The 13,443-nt window shown below is 37.3% G+C and carries 14 protein-coding genes and 1 CRISPR repeat array; of the genes, 6 read left to right on the top strand and 8 right to left on the bottom strand.

Going from position 1 to position 13,443, the window contains the following annotated elements:
- Window positions 1-83: 83 nt before the first annotated feature.
- The 5 genes from H6G79_RS15115 to H6G79_RS15095 all read left to right on the top strand — a co-directional run bounded on the left by H6G79_RS15115 (window position 84) and on the right by H6G79_RS15095 (window position 5,414).
- Entirely contained in the window at window positions 84-488 is a 405-nt protein-coding gene (locus H6G79_RS15115) for a hypothetical protein (RefSeq protein WP_190590144.1), read from the top strand.
- Window positions 489-603: 115 nt separating this feature from the next.
- Entirely contained in the window at window positions 604-2,619 is a 2,016-nt protein-coding gene (locus H6G79_RS15110; RefSeq protein ID WP_190590145.1) for an ABC transporter ATP-binding protein/permease, read from the top strand.
- Window positions 2,620-2,675: 56 nt separating this feature from the next.
- Window positions 2,676-3,227: a GNAT family N-acetyltransferase gene (locus H6G79_RS15105; RefSeq protein WP_190590146.1), complete on the top strand. Its 552-nt coding sequence runs from the start codon at window positions 2,676-2,678 to the stop codon at window positions 3,225-3,227.
- A gap of 54 nt (window positions 3,228-3,281) precedes the next feature.
- On the top strand, window positions 3,282-4,967 hold the full coding sequence (locus H6G79_RS15100) for a GUN4 domain-containing protein (RefSeq protein ID WP_190590147.1): 1,686 nt from the start codon (window positions 3,282-3,284) through the stop codon (window positions 4,965-4,967).
- A gap of 30 nt (window positions 4,968-4,997) precedes the next feature.
- Window positions 4,998-5,414, top strand: a complete 417-nt coding sequence (locus H6G79_RS15095) for a hypothetical protein (protein ID WP_190590148.1) — start codon at window positions 4,998-5,000, stop codon at window positions 5,412-5,414.
- A 113-nt stretch (window positions 5,415-5,527) separates the two neighbouring features.
- Window positions 5,528-6,795: a CRISPR direct-repeat array (repeat unit 37 nt; unit sequence GTTTCAATCCCTAATAGGGATTAATTGAAATTTCAAC).
- Between the two features lie 226 nt (window positions 6,796-7,021).
- On the opposite strand, the gene cas2 is transcribed toward H6G79_RS15095, so the two are convergent.
- The 6 genes from cas2 to H6G79_RS15065 all read right to left on the bottom strand — a co-directional run bounded on the left by cas2 (window position 7,022) and on the right by H6G79_RS15065 (window position 11,173).
- Window positions 7,022-7,312: a CRISPR-associated endonuclease Cas2 gene (gene cas2, locus H6G79_RS15090; RefSeq protein ID WP_190590149.1), complete on the bottom strand. Its 291-nt coding sequence runs from the start codon at window positions 7,310-7,312 to the stop codon at window positions 7,022-7,024.
- 42 nt (window positions 7,313-7,354) lie between these two features.
- A complete protein-coding gene (gene cas1d / locus H6G79_RS15085; RefSeq protein WP_190590150.1) occupies window positions 7,355-8,359 on the bottom strand; it encodes a type I-D CRISPR-associated endonuclease Cas1d in 1,005 nt (334 codons plus the stop codon).
- Between the two features lie 138 nt (window positions 8,360-8,497).
- Window positions 8,498-9,160, bottom strand: a complete 663-nt coding sequence (gene cas4, locus H6G79_RS15080; RefSeq protein ID WP_242048381.1) for a CRISPR-associated protein Cas4 — start codon at window positions 9,158-9,160, stop codon at window positions 8,498-8,500.
- Window positions 9,160-9,525: a four helix bundle protein gene (locus H6G79_RS15075; RefSeq protein ID WP_190590151.1), complete on the bottom strand. Its 366-nt coding sequence runs from the start codon at window positions 9,523-9,525 to the stop codon at window positions 9,160-9,162. Before H6G79_RS15075 ends, cas4 begins: the two co-directional genes overlap by 1 nt.
- 169 nt (window positions 9,526-9,694) lie before the next feature.
- Window positions 9,695-10,522, bottom strand: a complete 828-nt coding sequence (gene cas6 / locus H6G79_RS15070) for a CRISPR-associated endoribonuclease Cas6 (RefSeq protein ID WP_190590152.1) — start codon at window positions 10,520-10,522, stop codon at window positions 9,695-9,697.
- A 39-nt stretch (window positions 10,523-10,561) separates the two neighbouring features.
- Complete coding sequence (locus H6G79_RS15065; RefSeq protein WP_190590153.1) at window positions 10,562-11,173, bottom strand: 2OG-Fe(II) oxygenase; 612 nt, start codon at window positions 11,171-11,173, stop codon at window positions 10,562-10,564.
- Window positions 11,174-11,288: 115 nt separating this feature from the next.
- Here H6G79_RS15065 and H6G79_RS15060 point away from each other — a divergent pair, with 115 nt between their 5' ends.
- Window positions 11,289-11,702 (top strand): hypothetical protein, encoded by a 414-nt coding sequence (locus H6G79_RS15060; protein ID WP_190590154.1) that lies wholly within the window; start codon window positions 11,289-11,291, stop codon window positions 11,700-11,702.
- On the opposite strand, the gene cas5d is transcribed toward H6G79_RS15060, so the two are convergent.
- Together cas5d and cas7d are read right to left on the bottom strand one after the other, a co-directional pair.
- The gene (cas5d, locus tag H6G79_RS15055) at window positions 11,703-12,410 is read right to left on the bottom strand and encodes a type I-D CRISPR-associated protein Cas5/Csc1 (protein WP_190590155.1); all 708 of its coding nucleotides are present in this window, start codon (window positions 12,408-12,410) and stop codon (window positions 11,703-11,705) included.
- Window positions 12,410-13,426, bottom strand: a complete 1,017-nt coding sequence (gene cas7d / locus H6G79_RS15050; RefSeq protein ID WP_190590156.1) for a type I-D CRISPR-associated protein Cas7/Csc2 — start codon at window positions 13,424-13,426, stop codon at window positions 12,410-12,412. The genes cas5d and cas7d overlap by 1 nt, the downstream gene beginning before the upstream one ends.
- Window positions 13,427-13,443: the final 17 nt, after the last annotated feature.

The following is a 13,443-nucleotide window of genomic DNA, read 5'->3' as shown; positions in this document are numbered from 1 at the left end:
AATTAATAATTCCTGGATTGAGAGAAATTATTAATTAATTTACCGGTCATTTTTTCACCATATAAGGATAGTTGGTAAATACAATGGATGAACTCGTCAAAAAACTTTCGGGATTAGGTCTTTCTGGTGTACTATTCGTACTGGCGACTGTGGCTTCAGGTGGTAGTATGACTGCGACACTAACTTTACTCTCTTCTTTGGGAGGGCCTTTGGGCTTGTTAGGTGGGCTAGGTCTGCTGGGTTTACTAGGTTCTGTAGGTGAAGTTGCTGCTGGATATGGGCTTGAAAGCCTGCTCAAACTCGTATATACAGAACGTAGCAAAACTGAATCTGTAAGATTTCTCCTCAAAGAAATCAATGAATTACCAATTACAGATGAACTCAAAGCCAAACTCAAACAACATCTGAACCCAGTAGTTGTGACTGATACTCCAGAGGGCGAGACTCCAAAAACTATCGAAATTGTTGAGGAGGAAGCAACAACGTAGTACAGTTGATGGGGAGTTAAAAATCTTCAATTTTTAAAATCACAAAATGGCCTCTGAATTTAATTTATACTTCAAAGGCCATTTCTGAATGTCTGATTTATTTTACTTTGAGAATATGCAAACTTCATCTGTGCGTGAGCAAAATAATACAAATTCTTTTTCTAGTTTGATTCAATTTTGGCAAGATATTAGAATATTCGCTCAACCTTATTGGTATCCTACAGAAACAACAGGAAGAGCATTTTCAGAAGTAATTCGTTCCTGGGGAATGCTGATTCTCTTAGTATTATTAATATTTGGACTGACCAGCATAAATGCAGCAGGTACATATTGGAATCGTTATGTAATTGATATTGTTATTGAAGAGAGAAATCTTGATAAATATAATGAGACTTTGTGGATATCTTGTGTAGTCGTTTTATTATCAGTTTGTATCGTAACTTTATCAAAGTATTTGACTAAAAAAATAGCTCTTGATTGGTATCAATGGCTGAATAGTAATATTTTGGCAAAATATTTGAGCAATCAAGCTTATTATAAAATAAATTTTAAATCTGATATAGATAACCCAGATCAACGCTTATCTAAAGAACTAGAACCTATTACTAGCAATGGTTTAAGATTTTCCACGCTGTTTCTAGAAAAAACACTAGAAATGGGAAGTTCTTTGATAATTCTGGCTACAATTTCTGGACAAATTGCTATTTATTTGGTTGTTTATACAATTGTAGGGAATTTAATAGCCGTTTTATTAAATCAAAAACTGAATACAATTAATCAGGAAGAAATTCAATTTAAAGCAGACTTCGCTTATTGCTTGACCCATGTGCGGAATCATGCTGAATCAATAGCTTTTTTTCAGGGAGAAGCCGAAGAAATAAATATTATTCAGCGTCGATTTAATAATGTAATTAAAAGTTCGGAAGAAAGGTTGAGTTGGGAAAGGGGACAAGATGCTTTTGCTAGAGCATATCAGTCAGCGATTGGTGTATTTTCGACCTTAGTTCTGACTCCTTTATTTTTACAAGACCAAATTGATTACGGAGAAATTAATCAAATTAGTGTAGCTTGTTTCATGTTTTCCAATTCTCTGGGGGTATTAATATCTGAGTTTGGAATTTCTAGCCGATTCTCTAGTTATGTAAAACGGTTAGCTGAGTTTTCTGAGGCGCTAGAGTCTGTGAGCAAACAACCAGAGAACGTCAGTATTATTAAAACAGTTGAAGAGAATCATTTTGCGTTTGAAGATGTGACCTTACAAACTCCTAATTATGAGCAAGTCATAGTGAAAGATTTATCACTTGCTGTTCAACCAGGAGAGGGGTTATTGATTGTTGGCCCTAGTGGTAGGGGTAAGAGTTCTTTGTTAAGGGCGATCGCAGGTTTGTGGAATGCGGGAACTGGTCGTTTGGTGCGTCCTCCACTCCAAGAAGTTTTGTTTTTACCCCAACGTCCTTATATTATCTTGGGGACTTTGCGGGAACAGTTGCTTTATCCCCATACAGATCGGAAAATGAGCGATCGCGAACTCGAAGCAGTCCTAGAACAAGTTAACCTCCAACACTTGCTGACTCGCGTCAAGGGATTTGATACGGAAGTTCCTTGGGAAAATATCTTGTCGTTGGGTGAACAACAACGCCTAGCTTTTGCCAGATTATTAATTACACATCCAAGTTTCACAATTTTAGATGAAGCGACAAGTGCTTTAGATTTGAAGAACGAAAGTAATTTATATCAACAATTACAAGCAACAAAAACAACTTTTATTAGTGTCGGACATCGGGAAAGTCTGTTTAACTATCATCAATGGGTTTTGGAACTTTCAGCAGAATCTACTTGGCGACTAATTTCCATAGCAGATTATCGCCGAGAAAAAGAGGGTGGTAGATTATCGGCAGCAGAACTGATTACTCTAGATGTTTTGCCTAAACAGGAATTTAAAATCCAACGAGAATCAGCAGTGACAGCAACAATTACTGGACTGTCTCACAAAGAAATGCAAACATTAACAGACTACTCTCTAGCTACTATTAGAAGCAAAGCCAGCCAAGGTAAGTCTGTAACTGCTAAAGATGGCAAAACATATTACTACAACAAAGATCCAAAAGTGTTAAAATGGATGCTGGATTAAAGATAATCTTTCGTGATAATTGAGTGCAAATACAAACAACAAATTCAGAATTAAATATGTTGAAACAACTGATTACTCAAAGATTAAATTTAGTACCCTTTAACTTAGAGGTAGCACAAATAGCAATCAAAGGAAATGACGAATTAGCATCATTTTTAGGTGTGAAAGTTTTACCTGATTGGTATTGGCATGATGATGAGTTTAGTAATAATTTTTCGATGATTGCAGATATTTTATCCAAATATCCCTTTCAACGTGAATGGGGTTGGGGAAGTTTAATTATTCATCAAGCAGATAACATGCTTATTGGTCACGTTATGGTGAAAGTAATTCCTGATAGCGCAGGTATACCTACTGGTTCTCTAGAAATTGGCTATTATGTAGCGTCTTCTTATCGACAACGTGGGTACGCATTAGAAGCGACAAAAGCTGTGATTGATTGGGCGTTTTCTCAATCTCATATACAAAGTGTAACAGCTGGATGCGATCACGATAATATAGCTTCTCAGCGACTGTTAGAAAAAATTGGTATGGAGCTTGTAGAATCTCGCAAGAATAGTTTGGTCTGGAAATTGTGCAGAACAGCTATGGCCAGTAATTCTGTCTGATTGGTTGACCAAAATCTTTAGGTATCGCAATGGGTATGTTTTTTAGAATCTGTGATGTTAGCTAAAAAGCGAAAACAACTAATTACTTATGAATCGATTACGATTTATGAAAAAAAATATAAATTCCCGATTCTAAAAAATCCTAAGTTAAAGAAGGTTCAAAAAAAAATTCAAAAATGTCAAACCTTAATCAAAGAAGGTTATAAATCTCATGCTTATTTGTGGGGATTAATTAAACGCAAACAAGAAATTAGCCAAACTGAGATTTTAGCAGAGGTTAAATTATTAATTAGGGACTATACTCAACTTTTAGATTTTTTAGAAAGTTATAAAGATAGTTATCAAGAATTTTTATTAAAATTTATTGATGATTGGAAGAATTTATTTAACCAAAAATATGGCGAAATTAGAAAAATCAATGAAGAAAGAAATAAGTTAGAAGCCAAAAATTGTAATAATCTGCAAATTCTCGAAAAGTTAAAATGGGAGAAGGAAGAAAATTTAAAATCTACTTTATTATTAAGCAATACTAATCTTTTGATTTTAGAAAAAGTCCAATTGCTCAGTGCGGGAATTAAATGTTTAGGAGAAGATACTAAAAACCAGCAGCGAGCTATTCAACAGATAGCGAAAGATATAGAAATATATCAAGAAATTTATGAATATCAATTCAGAGCGACAAAAATTCGCCAAGAAATTGCCAAAATAGCGGAAACAGCAATTAATCTGGAAAATTCCCTGCAAGATTACTTTAGTCCGTTGCAGTCTTTAATCGATGAGGTGGTAAAGGTAGATGCAGATTTTTATGCAACTGTGGGAGAAATTCAAAATTTAGCCAGTAGTAATTTAAATTCTGAAGTCAATTTATTAAAATTCCCAGATAGTAATACAATTTCTCATAATATTCTTAATTTATTAGTAGCCAGTTACGAAAAGCAAGATAGGCTACAAGATGCTTTTTTTCAAGCACAATTATTAGATAGCCAAGTTTACGATTTTAATATCAGTCAAGATGAAATCACTGTCAATCAAGCGATTTGTTTAATATCTAATTATATGTCTACTCAACTAATTGCCCAAAAAAAAGCACTGGGGATAGTAGAGACAGATTTTATTCATACTAAGGCAAAAATTCCAATAGAAAAAATCGAGTTACCAGAGGTAGCGCAGGATGATATTAAGTTTAGCCAAGCAGAATTGCAGGTTAAGACAACCATTGATTATGGTAAATTGCAAAGTCTACTAGCAGAGTCTAAATGGCAAGACGCAGATATTGAAACAGCAAGATTATTGTTGCAAGTTATGGGTAAGAGTGACTGGAATGAGGTTTATCGAGAAGATGTTTTGAATTTTTCTTGTCAAGCTTTTTATAACATTGATCAACTTTGGCAAAAATACAGTCATGGTTATTTCGGCTTTAGTATTCAGCAAAGTATTTGGGATGAAATTGGGGGACAAGTTGATTATGAAACCGAAAAAAAATTAGGCGATCGCCTGGGGTGGCGAAAAGATGGAAAATGGTTACAATACGAGCAACTAACTTTTAAATTATCTCCGCATACACCAATGGGACATCTACCAGTTAAATGGTTACACTACGACCAAGATACTGCTAGTATATCTGTAAATTTATCATTAGAACCTAAATCAATGGGTGCTTGGCGGGTTGATTCTTGGTTGGTGTGGCAAATGCACCTGTTTTTGACTCGCGTGAAAGTTTGTAACAACAATGGGCGATAAAGTCAGAAATTATTGAATTAAGGTATTAATATGAATCTTTCGGATATTGATATAGAACTTTTACTTTTTGGTAAATGGCGTATTAACAGCGAGTGGGAAAAAATTTCGATTGAGTTTAAAGATGATATGACTTATACCCAAACCAAAACACAGACATATATTTTAGCTAAACCTAAAGAATTATTCACTGGTGATAAATTTACTGGTGTATGGTATGTCAATTATGGCAGATTATTTTTAATTGTTAAAGCTGCGCCCCAATCTATGTTTAACTTCAGTTTACCAATATTACATAAAATTAATTTGGCAGATATATTAATCACTTTCATCTCTTTGTTTACGGCAGAAAAGTATGAAATAGTTAAAATTAATCAGACTGAATTGATTATGAAAGATGAAAAGGAATTAATTATTGGGAAGAAAATAATTAGGAATGCAAATTTTTAGAGTTATACTTCATTTAATGTAAAGTTTCACGTATATTGATCCCCCTAAATCCCCCTTAGAAATGGGGATTTTGAAGCATTTTCCCTTGTAAATGTAAGTCCAACTCTAAACTCGTTTCAATCCCTAATAGGGATTAATTGAAATTTCAACTTCCATAGCTACTTGTACCTTAATCGGTTCGGTTCCTGTTTCAATCCCTAATAGGGATTAATTGAAATTTCAACGCAATGTCCTCAGCGACGCTTGCAACTGTTTTCCTTGCTGTTTCAATCCCTAATAGGGATTAATTGAAATTTCAACTGCAACTGCATTAATGCCATCCAAGCATCAGACAGTTTCAATCCCTAATAGGGATTAATTGAAATTTCAACTAAAGCCGCAAATGAAGCACTAGGTAAAATAGGCGACTGTTTCAATCCCTAATAGGGATTAATTGAAATTTCAACAATCTACCTTGACCCCTTAACAGGTGAAATTACTGAGTTTCAATCCCTAATAGGGATTAATTGAAATTTCAACTAAAGCTTTAACAAGTGCTGGTAATGCAGCCACGTTTCAATCCCTAATAGGGATTAATTGAAATTTAAACTGGTAATGCAGCCACAACAGCCACTACAGCCCTAGTTTCAATCCCTAATAGGGATTAATTGAAATTTCAACCCGCGATTGAGCGAGTAGGCGTATTCAGCGACAAGGTTTCAATCCCTAATAGGGATTAATTGAAATTTCAACAGAGATACGGGTGAGATACTAAAACTTGGATTGCTGTTTCAATCCCTAATAGGGATTAATTGAAATTTCAACATCCCAGGTAAAGACGGGAAGAATGGTAGAGATGGTTTCAATCCCTAATAGGGATTAATTGAAATTTCAACCCGACAAGAAAACCACTAAAGAAAAAGAAAAACCCAGTTTCAATCCCTAATAGGGATTAATTGAAATTTCAACCTCGTTGTACTTCTTTTTTGAAGGCTTCATGTTTTAGTTTCAATCCCTAATAGGGATTAATTGAAATTTCAACTGGAAATATGTAAACTGGAAGCCTACTCAGACGTTTCAATCCCTAATAGGGATTAATTGAAATTTCAACTACAAGAGCATCTATTGTAGTGAGCTTCCATTCACCGTTTCAATCCCTAATAGGGATTAATTGAAATTTCAACCTAAGTCCGTGGCATTTTAACTTAAAAAAATTCGGTTTCAATCCCTAATAGGGATTAATTGAAATTTCAACTTCACCAGTCAGTTTGAGGATGCTGGTAGTGAATTCATGTTTCAATCCCTAATAGGGATTAATTGAAATTTCAACTAAGTATTGGTATTATCGGTACTGCTGGATGGATGGTTTCAATCCCTAATAGGGATTAATTGAAATTTCAACGGCGGAAGCCGGAAAGCTAGTGTTTATTTGGTTTTCAAGGTTCAGTTTCGCGGATGGGTTGATTATAACAGTATCAAAAGTCAGTTGATTTGAGGAAAATGGCTGAAACCGTTGCTGTACAAAGTGCGCGGGTGATTTTAATTGAATTTTTCGGCAAAAGCTTGTGCTGAAAGGGAGACAGCTATTTTTCCTCAAGGCGAATTTTTTACACCTACCCATCCGCGAATTAGGCAAAGAAAATGCTTTCGTCGCGGGGTTGTTCGCCACCGATGCGTTCGATTTTATCAAAACAGCAGGCGCAGAGAAAGTAAAAGCGAATGCTGTCGGTATCTGGTTTAATGAGTTTGTGCAAACGCGATCGCAATTTGGCATATTGAGTCTCAGTCAACTGGCACTCAAACACACTGTACTGCACCCACTGTCCATAAGATTTTAAAATTTTATGGATTTTCGTCCGGCGTTTGTCTTCTGGGACATCGTAGGATACAATGACTTTCTTTTTTAATTCATCTTTCACTCAAACATTCCCTCCTGTCACCTGCAACCTCTAACCTCTCACCTATTTCAAAACCAAAGGTGGATATTTCTCGGTTTCACCCATGAGGTATTTAGCCAGTAACCGCGCTTGGAGTTCAAAGGCTTCTTGATAAGTGCATTTGCGCCCCATGACGGGATGTTTAAATTCCGATTGTTTTTTCTGTGCGTATAAGCGCAAGAATGTTTTGCGTCCTTCGGGGGTGAGGGAAACTGCACCGCTTAAGGGTTCAGTGATAAAATCTGCGGGTGTTAGCAGTTGCTTGTTTAGGGTAGATAACACAACCGCGTCTACCACAAGGGGGCGAAATTCCTCCATTAAGTCTAATGCAAGAGAAGGTCTACCATAGCGATCGCAATGCAGATATCCTAAATATGGATCAAACCCAACTATATTAATCGCCCCTTGCACATCATGACGCAATAAGGAGTAACCAAAACTGAGTAAAGAATTTACGGGATCTGTTGGCGGACGACGCAGGCGGTGAGAGAATTGAAATTCTGCATTGCGAATTAGTTGATTAAAACAACCAAAATAAGCCGCACTCCCCGCACCTTCTAAACCGCGCAATGAATTGATGTTGTGTGTCGTGTCGATTGGTGCGATCGCTTGTTCTAATTGGGTTATCTTTTTAGATAAATCTATATCTGAAGATTCGCGCTGACGGCGGGTAAGAATTTGACGATAATTTTTCAATTTACCACGCACAAATCCTTGGACAACATGAATTGCTTGGGTTGATTCTCCGGCGGCTTGCCATTGGGCTTTGCGAACAAATATATTTTTAGTTACCTCTGGTTCTATACGTCCTAAATAACGACCGTTTTCTGTCAGGAATGTGAGAGGAATACTGCGTTCTAAAAGTTCCGAAATTACAGCAGGCGAAACAGTAGCACGTCCTAAAACTACTACACCTTCTATTTTGATGAGTGGGACATCTAAAATTATCTTTTTATCGAATTTAACACTAAGACGTTCATCAATTTTGCCAATGAAAGCATCTTCCTGGGAAATGTAAACTGTACCCATGATTATTTCCTTATTAGAGGTAAAAGAAAGTTTTTTAACGCAGACTTATTCTTTGCGCCTTTGCGCCTACCCTCCGGGAAGCCGCTATCGCGTCTATGCGTGAGCTTTTCAAAAATATTCTCAGCAACACCAAATTATTTATACTGCTTCTTGATATCGTTTTACTTTATCAGCAGTTTGAGGCAAACATTGAGGAGATAAACTGCATCCATCACAGCGTTTTGTTTTGATGGCTTTAGGCATTGCGCCTGTAAATAATAGCATTTGCACAGCTTCAATTGTGGCGATCGCACTTTGCCTTAACTCTTCAGAAATCTCCACTAATTGACGTTGGTGGGAATGGGCATAATAAATATAGCCAGTGTTGATAGATTTACCCGTCATTTCTTCTAAACACAAGGCTTGAGCGCAAACTTGTAATTCATCGTTATCCCATTCACCTTTGCGTCCGCGTTTATATTCTATGGGATAGTATTCGCCATTTTCTAATTCAATTAAATCAGCTTTGCCAATCAGTTTGTACTTATCAGACTTCAACCAAATAGCGCGGATTTGCCAAGTTTCCTCACGTTGTCCTTCTCCTACAGTATGGACGCGATCGTGTAATGTTGTACCCTCAATTGTGTATTGGTTGTCAACAAATTCGCCCGCACAAAACATCCGCCAGCAGCGATGCGAACAATAAGCATATTGGTTTAATGCTGCGATCGGGATATATTCATCAGGTGACAGGTTATAGGTTACAGGTGACAGATTATATGTTTCTAGTGAAGGAATATTAGCGATGTTTTGATTATTCATTAGCTGTTTAATATCCGATATCGAAGAGTGGTGAGCATTTTGCTGATTTCTGTAATCAGAGATAATGTTGGATCAGCTTGTTTAGAAGTAAGATAATTGAGCCTTGTTGATAACATTAATAAAGTTTCTGTTTCCATTAATGAGCCTTTAGATATTGCCAGAAAATGAGCATAATCGTTTTTGCTACTACTGCGTCCGTGACCCTCAGCAATGTTAGTAGGCACAGATACTGCTGCACGAGTAATTTGTGATGTAATTCGATATGTTTCTATTGCTGGAAAATTAGCAGTCAACTGATATATCTGAACTACCATATCCATTGATTTTTGCCAGACAATTAAATCTCGATGTGACTCAATTTTCATAGGTGATAGGTGATAGGTTACAGCCAGCAAGTTTATACAAAACTTTGCTATAAACTTAGTATGCCCATTTACATATCATCACTAACCATAAATTATCTCTTCTTTTTTTACTTATATCTCCTATCCCCTGTAACCCATAACCCATCCCCTATAACCTGTAACCTGTAACCTATAACCTTCTTACCATCCCCATTCCCATTGTTGTTTTACGTCCCACACCTGCATATAAAGCAAAGTTAGCTAAGGTGTTAAGTTGTTTAATTTGGATTGGTTCAGCTTCGCCTAATATGCGATAATTAATTTCACCAATAACGCCAATAAATTTGCTGCGGGAGTCGGCTAATATTTCTGTGTGGATGTTAATAAAAGACGGAAATATTGACTCTAGAGAAATTCCAGGTAATTCTATCCCGCTATATTTATTCCACCGCGAAAGTAGGGAATTAAAAACACATTCTCTTGTAGGAAGGGTAGTATCAAAATGTCCTTGGCGAAAGGCGGTGGGTGTGCAGAAAGCTAAGTTAAGAGAGCGATCTCTTTCACTGGCTTCCTCATATAATTGACTATAGCCGCAAGCATTCGCCCAAGGTTGGGTTGATTGGGGTGTGCCTTGAATGCTGGTAATATACAAGTCAGCCGGGCCAAGATGCCAAGGGTGACTAGGATTAAGATTTAGCCATAGTTGCGTTAGTTGACTGAAAAGTGTGTCATCTAAGAGAGAGACGCGCCACCAACAATGCGTTCCGGCGGAGATTGGTTGTTGATGTTCCCAGCGCAGTTTAGATCCCCCCTTACCCCCCTTAAAAAGGGGGGAATTAACTTGGAGAGGGGAGAGGGTGAAGGCTTTGTCTGCGGTAGAATCATGTAAGCGATCGCCTAATTCTCGATCTACAGAACTCACCAGGGTTAAAAATAAAGCGTGTAAATGTCTCCCGGTGAGATATTGTGCAGGAATTGGCGACTGAGGTAGTAGGTTAAGAACTAGGCTGTGCGGCATATAATCAAGTTAAAAGTCAAAAGGCAAAAGTCAAAAAATTTACTTGCGTTTTTTTGCTGTAGACTGAGCAACTCTAGACTCTACTGTAAACTCTGGTATGTCTACGAGTTCAGCATCGCTTAAAGTATACTGTTCGCAAACTAAACTGAGGCGACTTCCAGAAGTTTTCACAGCATTGACAGAATGAGTCAAATCACCTTGAAAGTAAAGTAATGTATTCATCTGCGGCTTAATTTGTCCCAGTTGGCGTTTGTGCGATTTGAGTACCAGTTCACCCCCTTCCATATTTTCTGGTACGCGCACATAGAGAACGCTGACAAAGGTAGGCGGTTCAACGGTTTTGCAGTAAGAACGCAGAGAACGGTCTATATGGGGATCGACGCGAGAACCTTCTTTGAGGAGTAAGGGGTTGAGGTAAAAAGCATTACAGTTAGCTTGGAGAGCCAAATCAAGGTAGGGTTTGAAATAGGGGAATTTCTGCTCTACTGTAGAGATGTGCGATCGCCTAAATACTACAGAAAATCCCTTAGTACCGACAAAATCGCGGTTGAGGTTGTTGACAGCAAAGTAAGGACAAGCGTGAATTTCTCCCCACAAGTTATTCAGGTATTCGCTGGGGAAGGCGTTTGGTTGTTGTTGATAGTGTTTCACGGGTGTGTGGGAAAATGGAGGGGCGATCGCTAAATTTGGTATCTAAAATTTTAACGACTGTGGAGTAATAGTAGGATTGTTCTCAGTAAAAAAGACTGCATAAGGAGTAATACCAGTGAGAATTGATGATTACAAAGCAGCAAAAACACTAACTGAAAAATTAAAACAAAGTTTACCAATTAAAGCAAAAGCTGGTAAAGAGTTTCTCAAGACATTAAAACAAAAAGCAGAAAACGCTGACCCAGACAGAGAATTTGAAATTGATTTTGTGGGTTATTCAGGAGATGAAGGTGGGATTATGTGCGGACTAAAAGAGCCTAATAATCCCGAAAGTAAAGAAAAATATGTTTCTTCTATTACTCACCTAAAAATTGACCCCAATCATCCCTTAGCGGCGGAAGTACAGGCTTATCAACGTCAACGCATTCGTAAATTAATGTTGCAAAATGAAGCAGGTTTTGCAGCCGAGTTAATGGTAATAGAGCCGACGAAAAAGAAGAAAAAAGGTGGCAAAGGTTTTGGAACATAATTAACCTCGAAAATGATATTCCATCCGCGCCGGAATTTTGATGTCTTGCATCTCCTTAAATTGATAATATTGCCCTCGCATCTGCACATTTTGAATTAAACTCACAGGAGGCATATTCACCACATCGTAGCTAATTACTTGATTAGTAAACATCACATCCAAAGGATTTAAAGGATATTTGCAAGTGAATAAACCTTCAGTAGTTTGAGGTTGAGGTAATTTTTCAACTGTTACCTCAGCCTTACTCATCCATTTACCCAAACGAATCCATTTTGGTAACTTGAGTTCTTTTTGGGAGATAACAAAAAACTCAAATATACTTTCTGGTGCGATTTCCTTCGCTCTACCAAAACTAGGGATATTTTTCTGCGTTTTTTCCATCTCTACATGATAGTTATTGTTTGCATACTTCCAAGTATTGAGAATGGCAGTATGAGTAATTGCACGCGCCGGAGTAACGTAAATACCTTGTTTATTGAGTGGCGTTAAATGCTCCTCATATTTTGGTACTTGTTCGGGACAAAAATAGCGATAAGAATGTTCTTCTACAACAGTCGTAGAATAGACTTCGCTATCAACTAAACCCAGCGCATAACAGAGAGCATAATTGTGGATTACAGGCTCAGTTTCGTAGAGTCTTCCAATTTCGCGCGTGGCATAATATAAGCTGTCGTGGAGTTCTAATTCACAACGGTAAATTGACACCATTACTCTTTCCCCGCTTTAGCAGCAGTTTTCTTTTTACTGATATGCTTATTGGCGTAAGCCTTGGCTTCTGCATCAGCCTTTTGCAAAAGTTCCTTAATTCCTTTTTCGTTACCTGTGAGTGATTTAACTTCATTTAGCAAGGGTGTAAAAGCATCACCAATAAAGTCAGTATGAACAATAAATTCGTCAGCCATTAATGTTTCAATTGCACTTTTAGCAGCAGTAATGACATCATCTTCATCCAGAGGTTCAGGTGGATGTAATGTATTGTTAGCTTTCATTTGGTCATATATTGCTTGAGTCCAACGCAAATTACTTGTAATTTCTCCATCTGCAAAGACAACACCAATTAACTCATTTCTCACTCGTCCTGTGCGGGTTGTTTGTGCGCCGTAATGACGAGTCCGCATAATATTATTAAAAACGTAAAGAAAACCAGCTTCAGTAGGGTCTTTAAGGGTGACAATACTAGGGAAGAAAACTTGTGGTCTGATGTGGTCTTGTTGATTAATTCGGCTAGTAACTTCACCTGGCTTAGAACCATTTTCACCCTTAGAGGCCATTGTGCCATTTTCAAAAGGAGCATTTAGGGTAAATGTTTCATGAGATTCATCAAATGGTGTTATAGAAAATGCTGTATCTACAACAACTTTTGATTTTTCTGAACCCGAATCACCAATGGCAAACCCGTAAATAATACAATCAGGATTATCCATTGCAAAATTTACGTTATATTCACAGTCTTCAGGCTTCATTAAGCCATAGTTACGTAGTAATTCTCTACCAACTAAACGCTCTGGGGTGGATTGCTTACGCTTGAACATTGACAATCGACTAATTGTAGTTTTGTCTTTAACTCCAGCCTTAACCCGTGCTTTATTCAATTCACCATCTGTCTGAAATAGTGGGTAAGATTCGGTGATGCGAATAGTTAGAAAATGGACATATTTACCCATCGGTTTGTAGGGAATTTCAGCTTGAAAGAACTTGGGTTCTACTGTCTTTAGCAATGCCATGATATATCTCCAATAAT

It is taken from the genome of Anabaena sp. FACHB-83, from assembly GCF_014697485.1.
Taxonomy (GTDB): Bacteria; Cyanobacteriota; Cyanobacteriia; order Cyanobacteriales; family Nostocaceae; genus Nostoc_B.
The sequence above is the reverse complement of the archived record's forward strand: the minus strand, read 5'-3'. Positions and strand labels throughout refer to the sequence as shown.

Excerpts from the sequence above, each read along its gene's own strand:
- H6G79_RS15105 (WP_190590146.1), top strand. The coding sequence starts at position 2,676 with ATGTTGAAACAACTGATTACTCAAAGATTAAATTTAGTACCCTTTAAC.
- H6G79_RS15115 (WP_190590144.1), top strand. The coding sequence starts at position 84 with ATGGATGAACTCGTCAAAAAACTTTCGGGATTAGGTCTTTCTGGTGTA.
- cas6 (WP_190590152.1), bottom strand. The coding sequence starts at position 10,522 with ATGCCGCACAGCCTAGTTCTTAACCTACTACCTCAGTCGCCAATTCCT.
- cas1d (WP_190590150.1), bottom strand. The coding sequence starts at position 8,359 with ATGGGTACAGTTTACATTTCCCAGGAAGATGCTTTCATTGGCAAAATT.
- cas4 (WP_242048381.1), bottom strand. The coding sequence starts at position 9,160 with ATGAATAATCAAAACATCGCTAATATTCCTTCACTAGAAACATATAAT.
- H6G79_RS15095 (WP_190590148.1), top strand. The coding sequence starts at position 4,998 with ATGAATCTTTCGGATATTGATATAGAACTTTTACTTTTTGGTAAATGG.
- H6G79_RS15110 (WP_190590145.1), top strand. The coding sequence starts at position 604 with ATGCAAACTTCATCTGTGCGTGAGCAAAATAATACAAATTCTTTTTCT.
- H6G79_RS15100 (WP_190590147.1), top strand. The coding sequence starts at position 3,282 with ATGTTAGCTAAAAAGCGAAAACAACTAATTACTTATGAATCGATTACG.
- cas7d (WP_190590156.1), bottom strand. The coding sequence starts at position 13,426 with ATGGCATTGCTAAAGACAGTAGAACCCAAGTTCTTTCAAGCTGAAATT.
- H6G79_RS15075 (WP_190590151.1), bottom strand. The coding sequence starts at position 9,525 with ATGAAAATTGAGTCACATCGAGATTTAATTGTCTGGCAAAAATCAATG.
- cas5d (WP_190590155.1), bottom strand. The coding sequence starts at position 12,410 with ATGGTGTCAATTTACCGTTGTGAATTAGAACTCCACGACAGCTTATAT.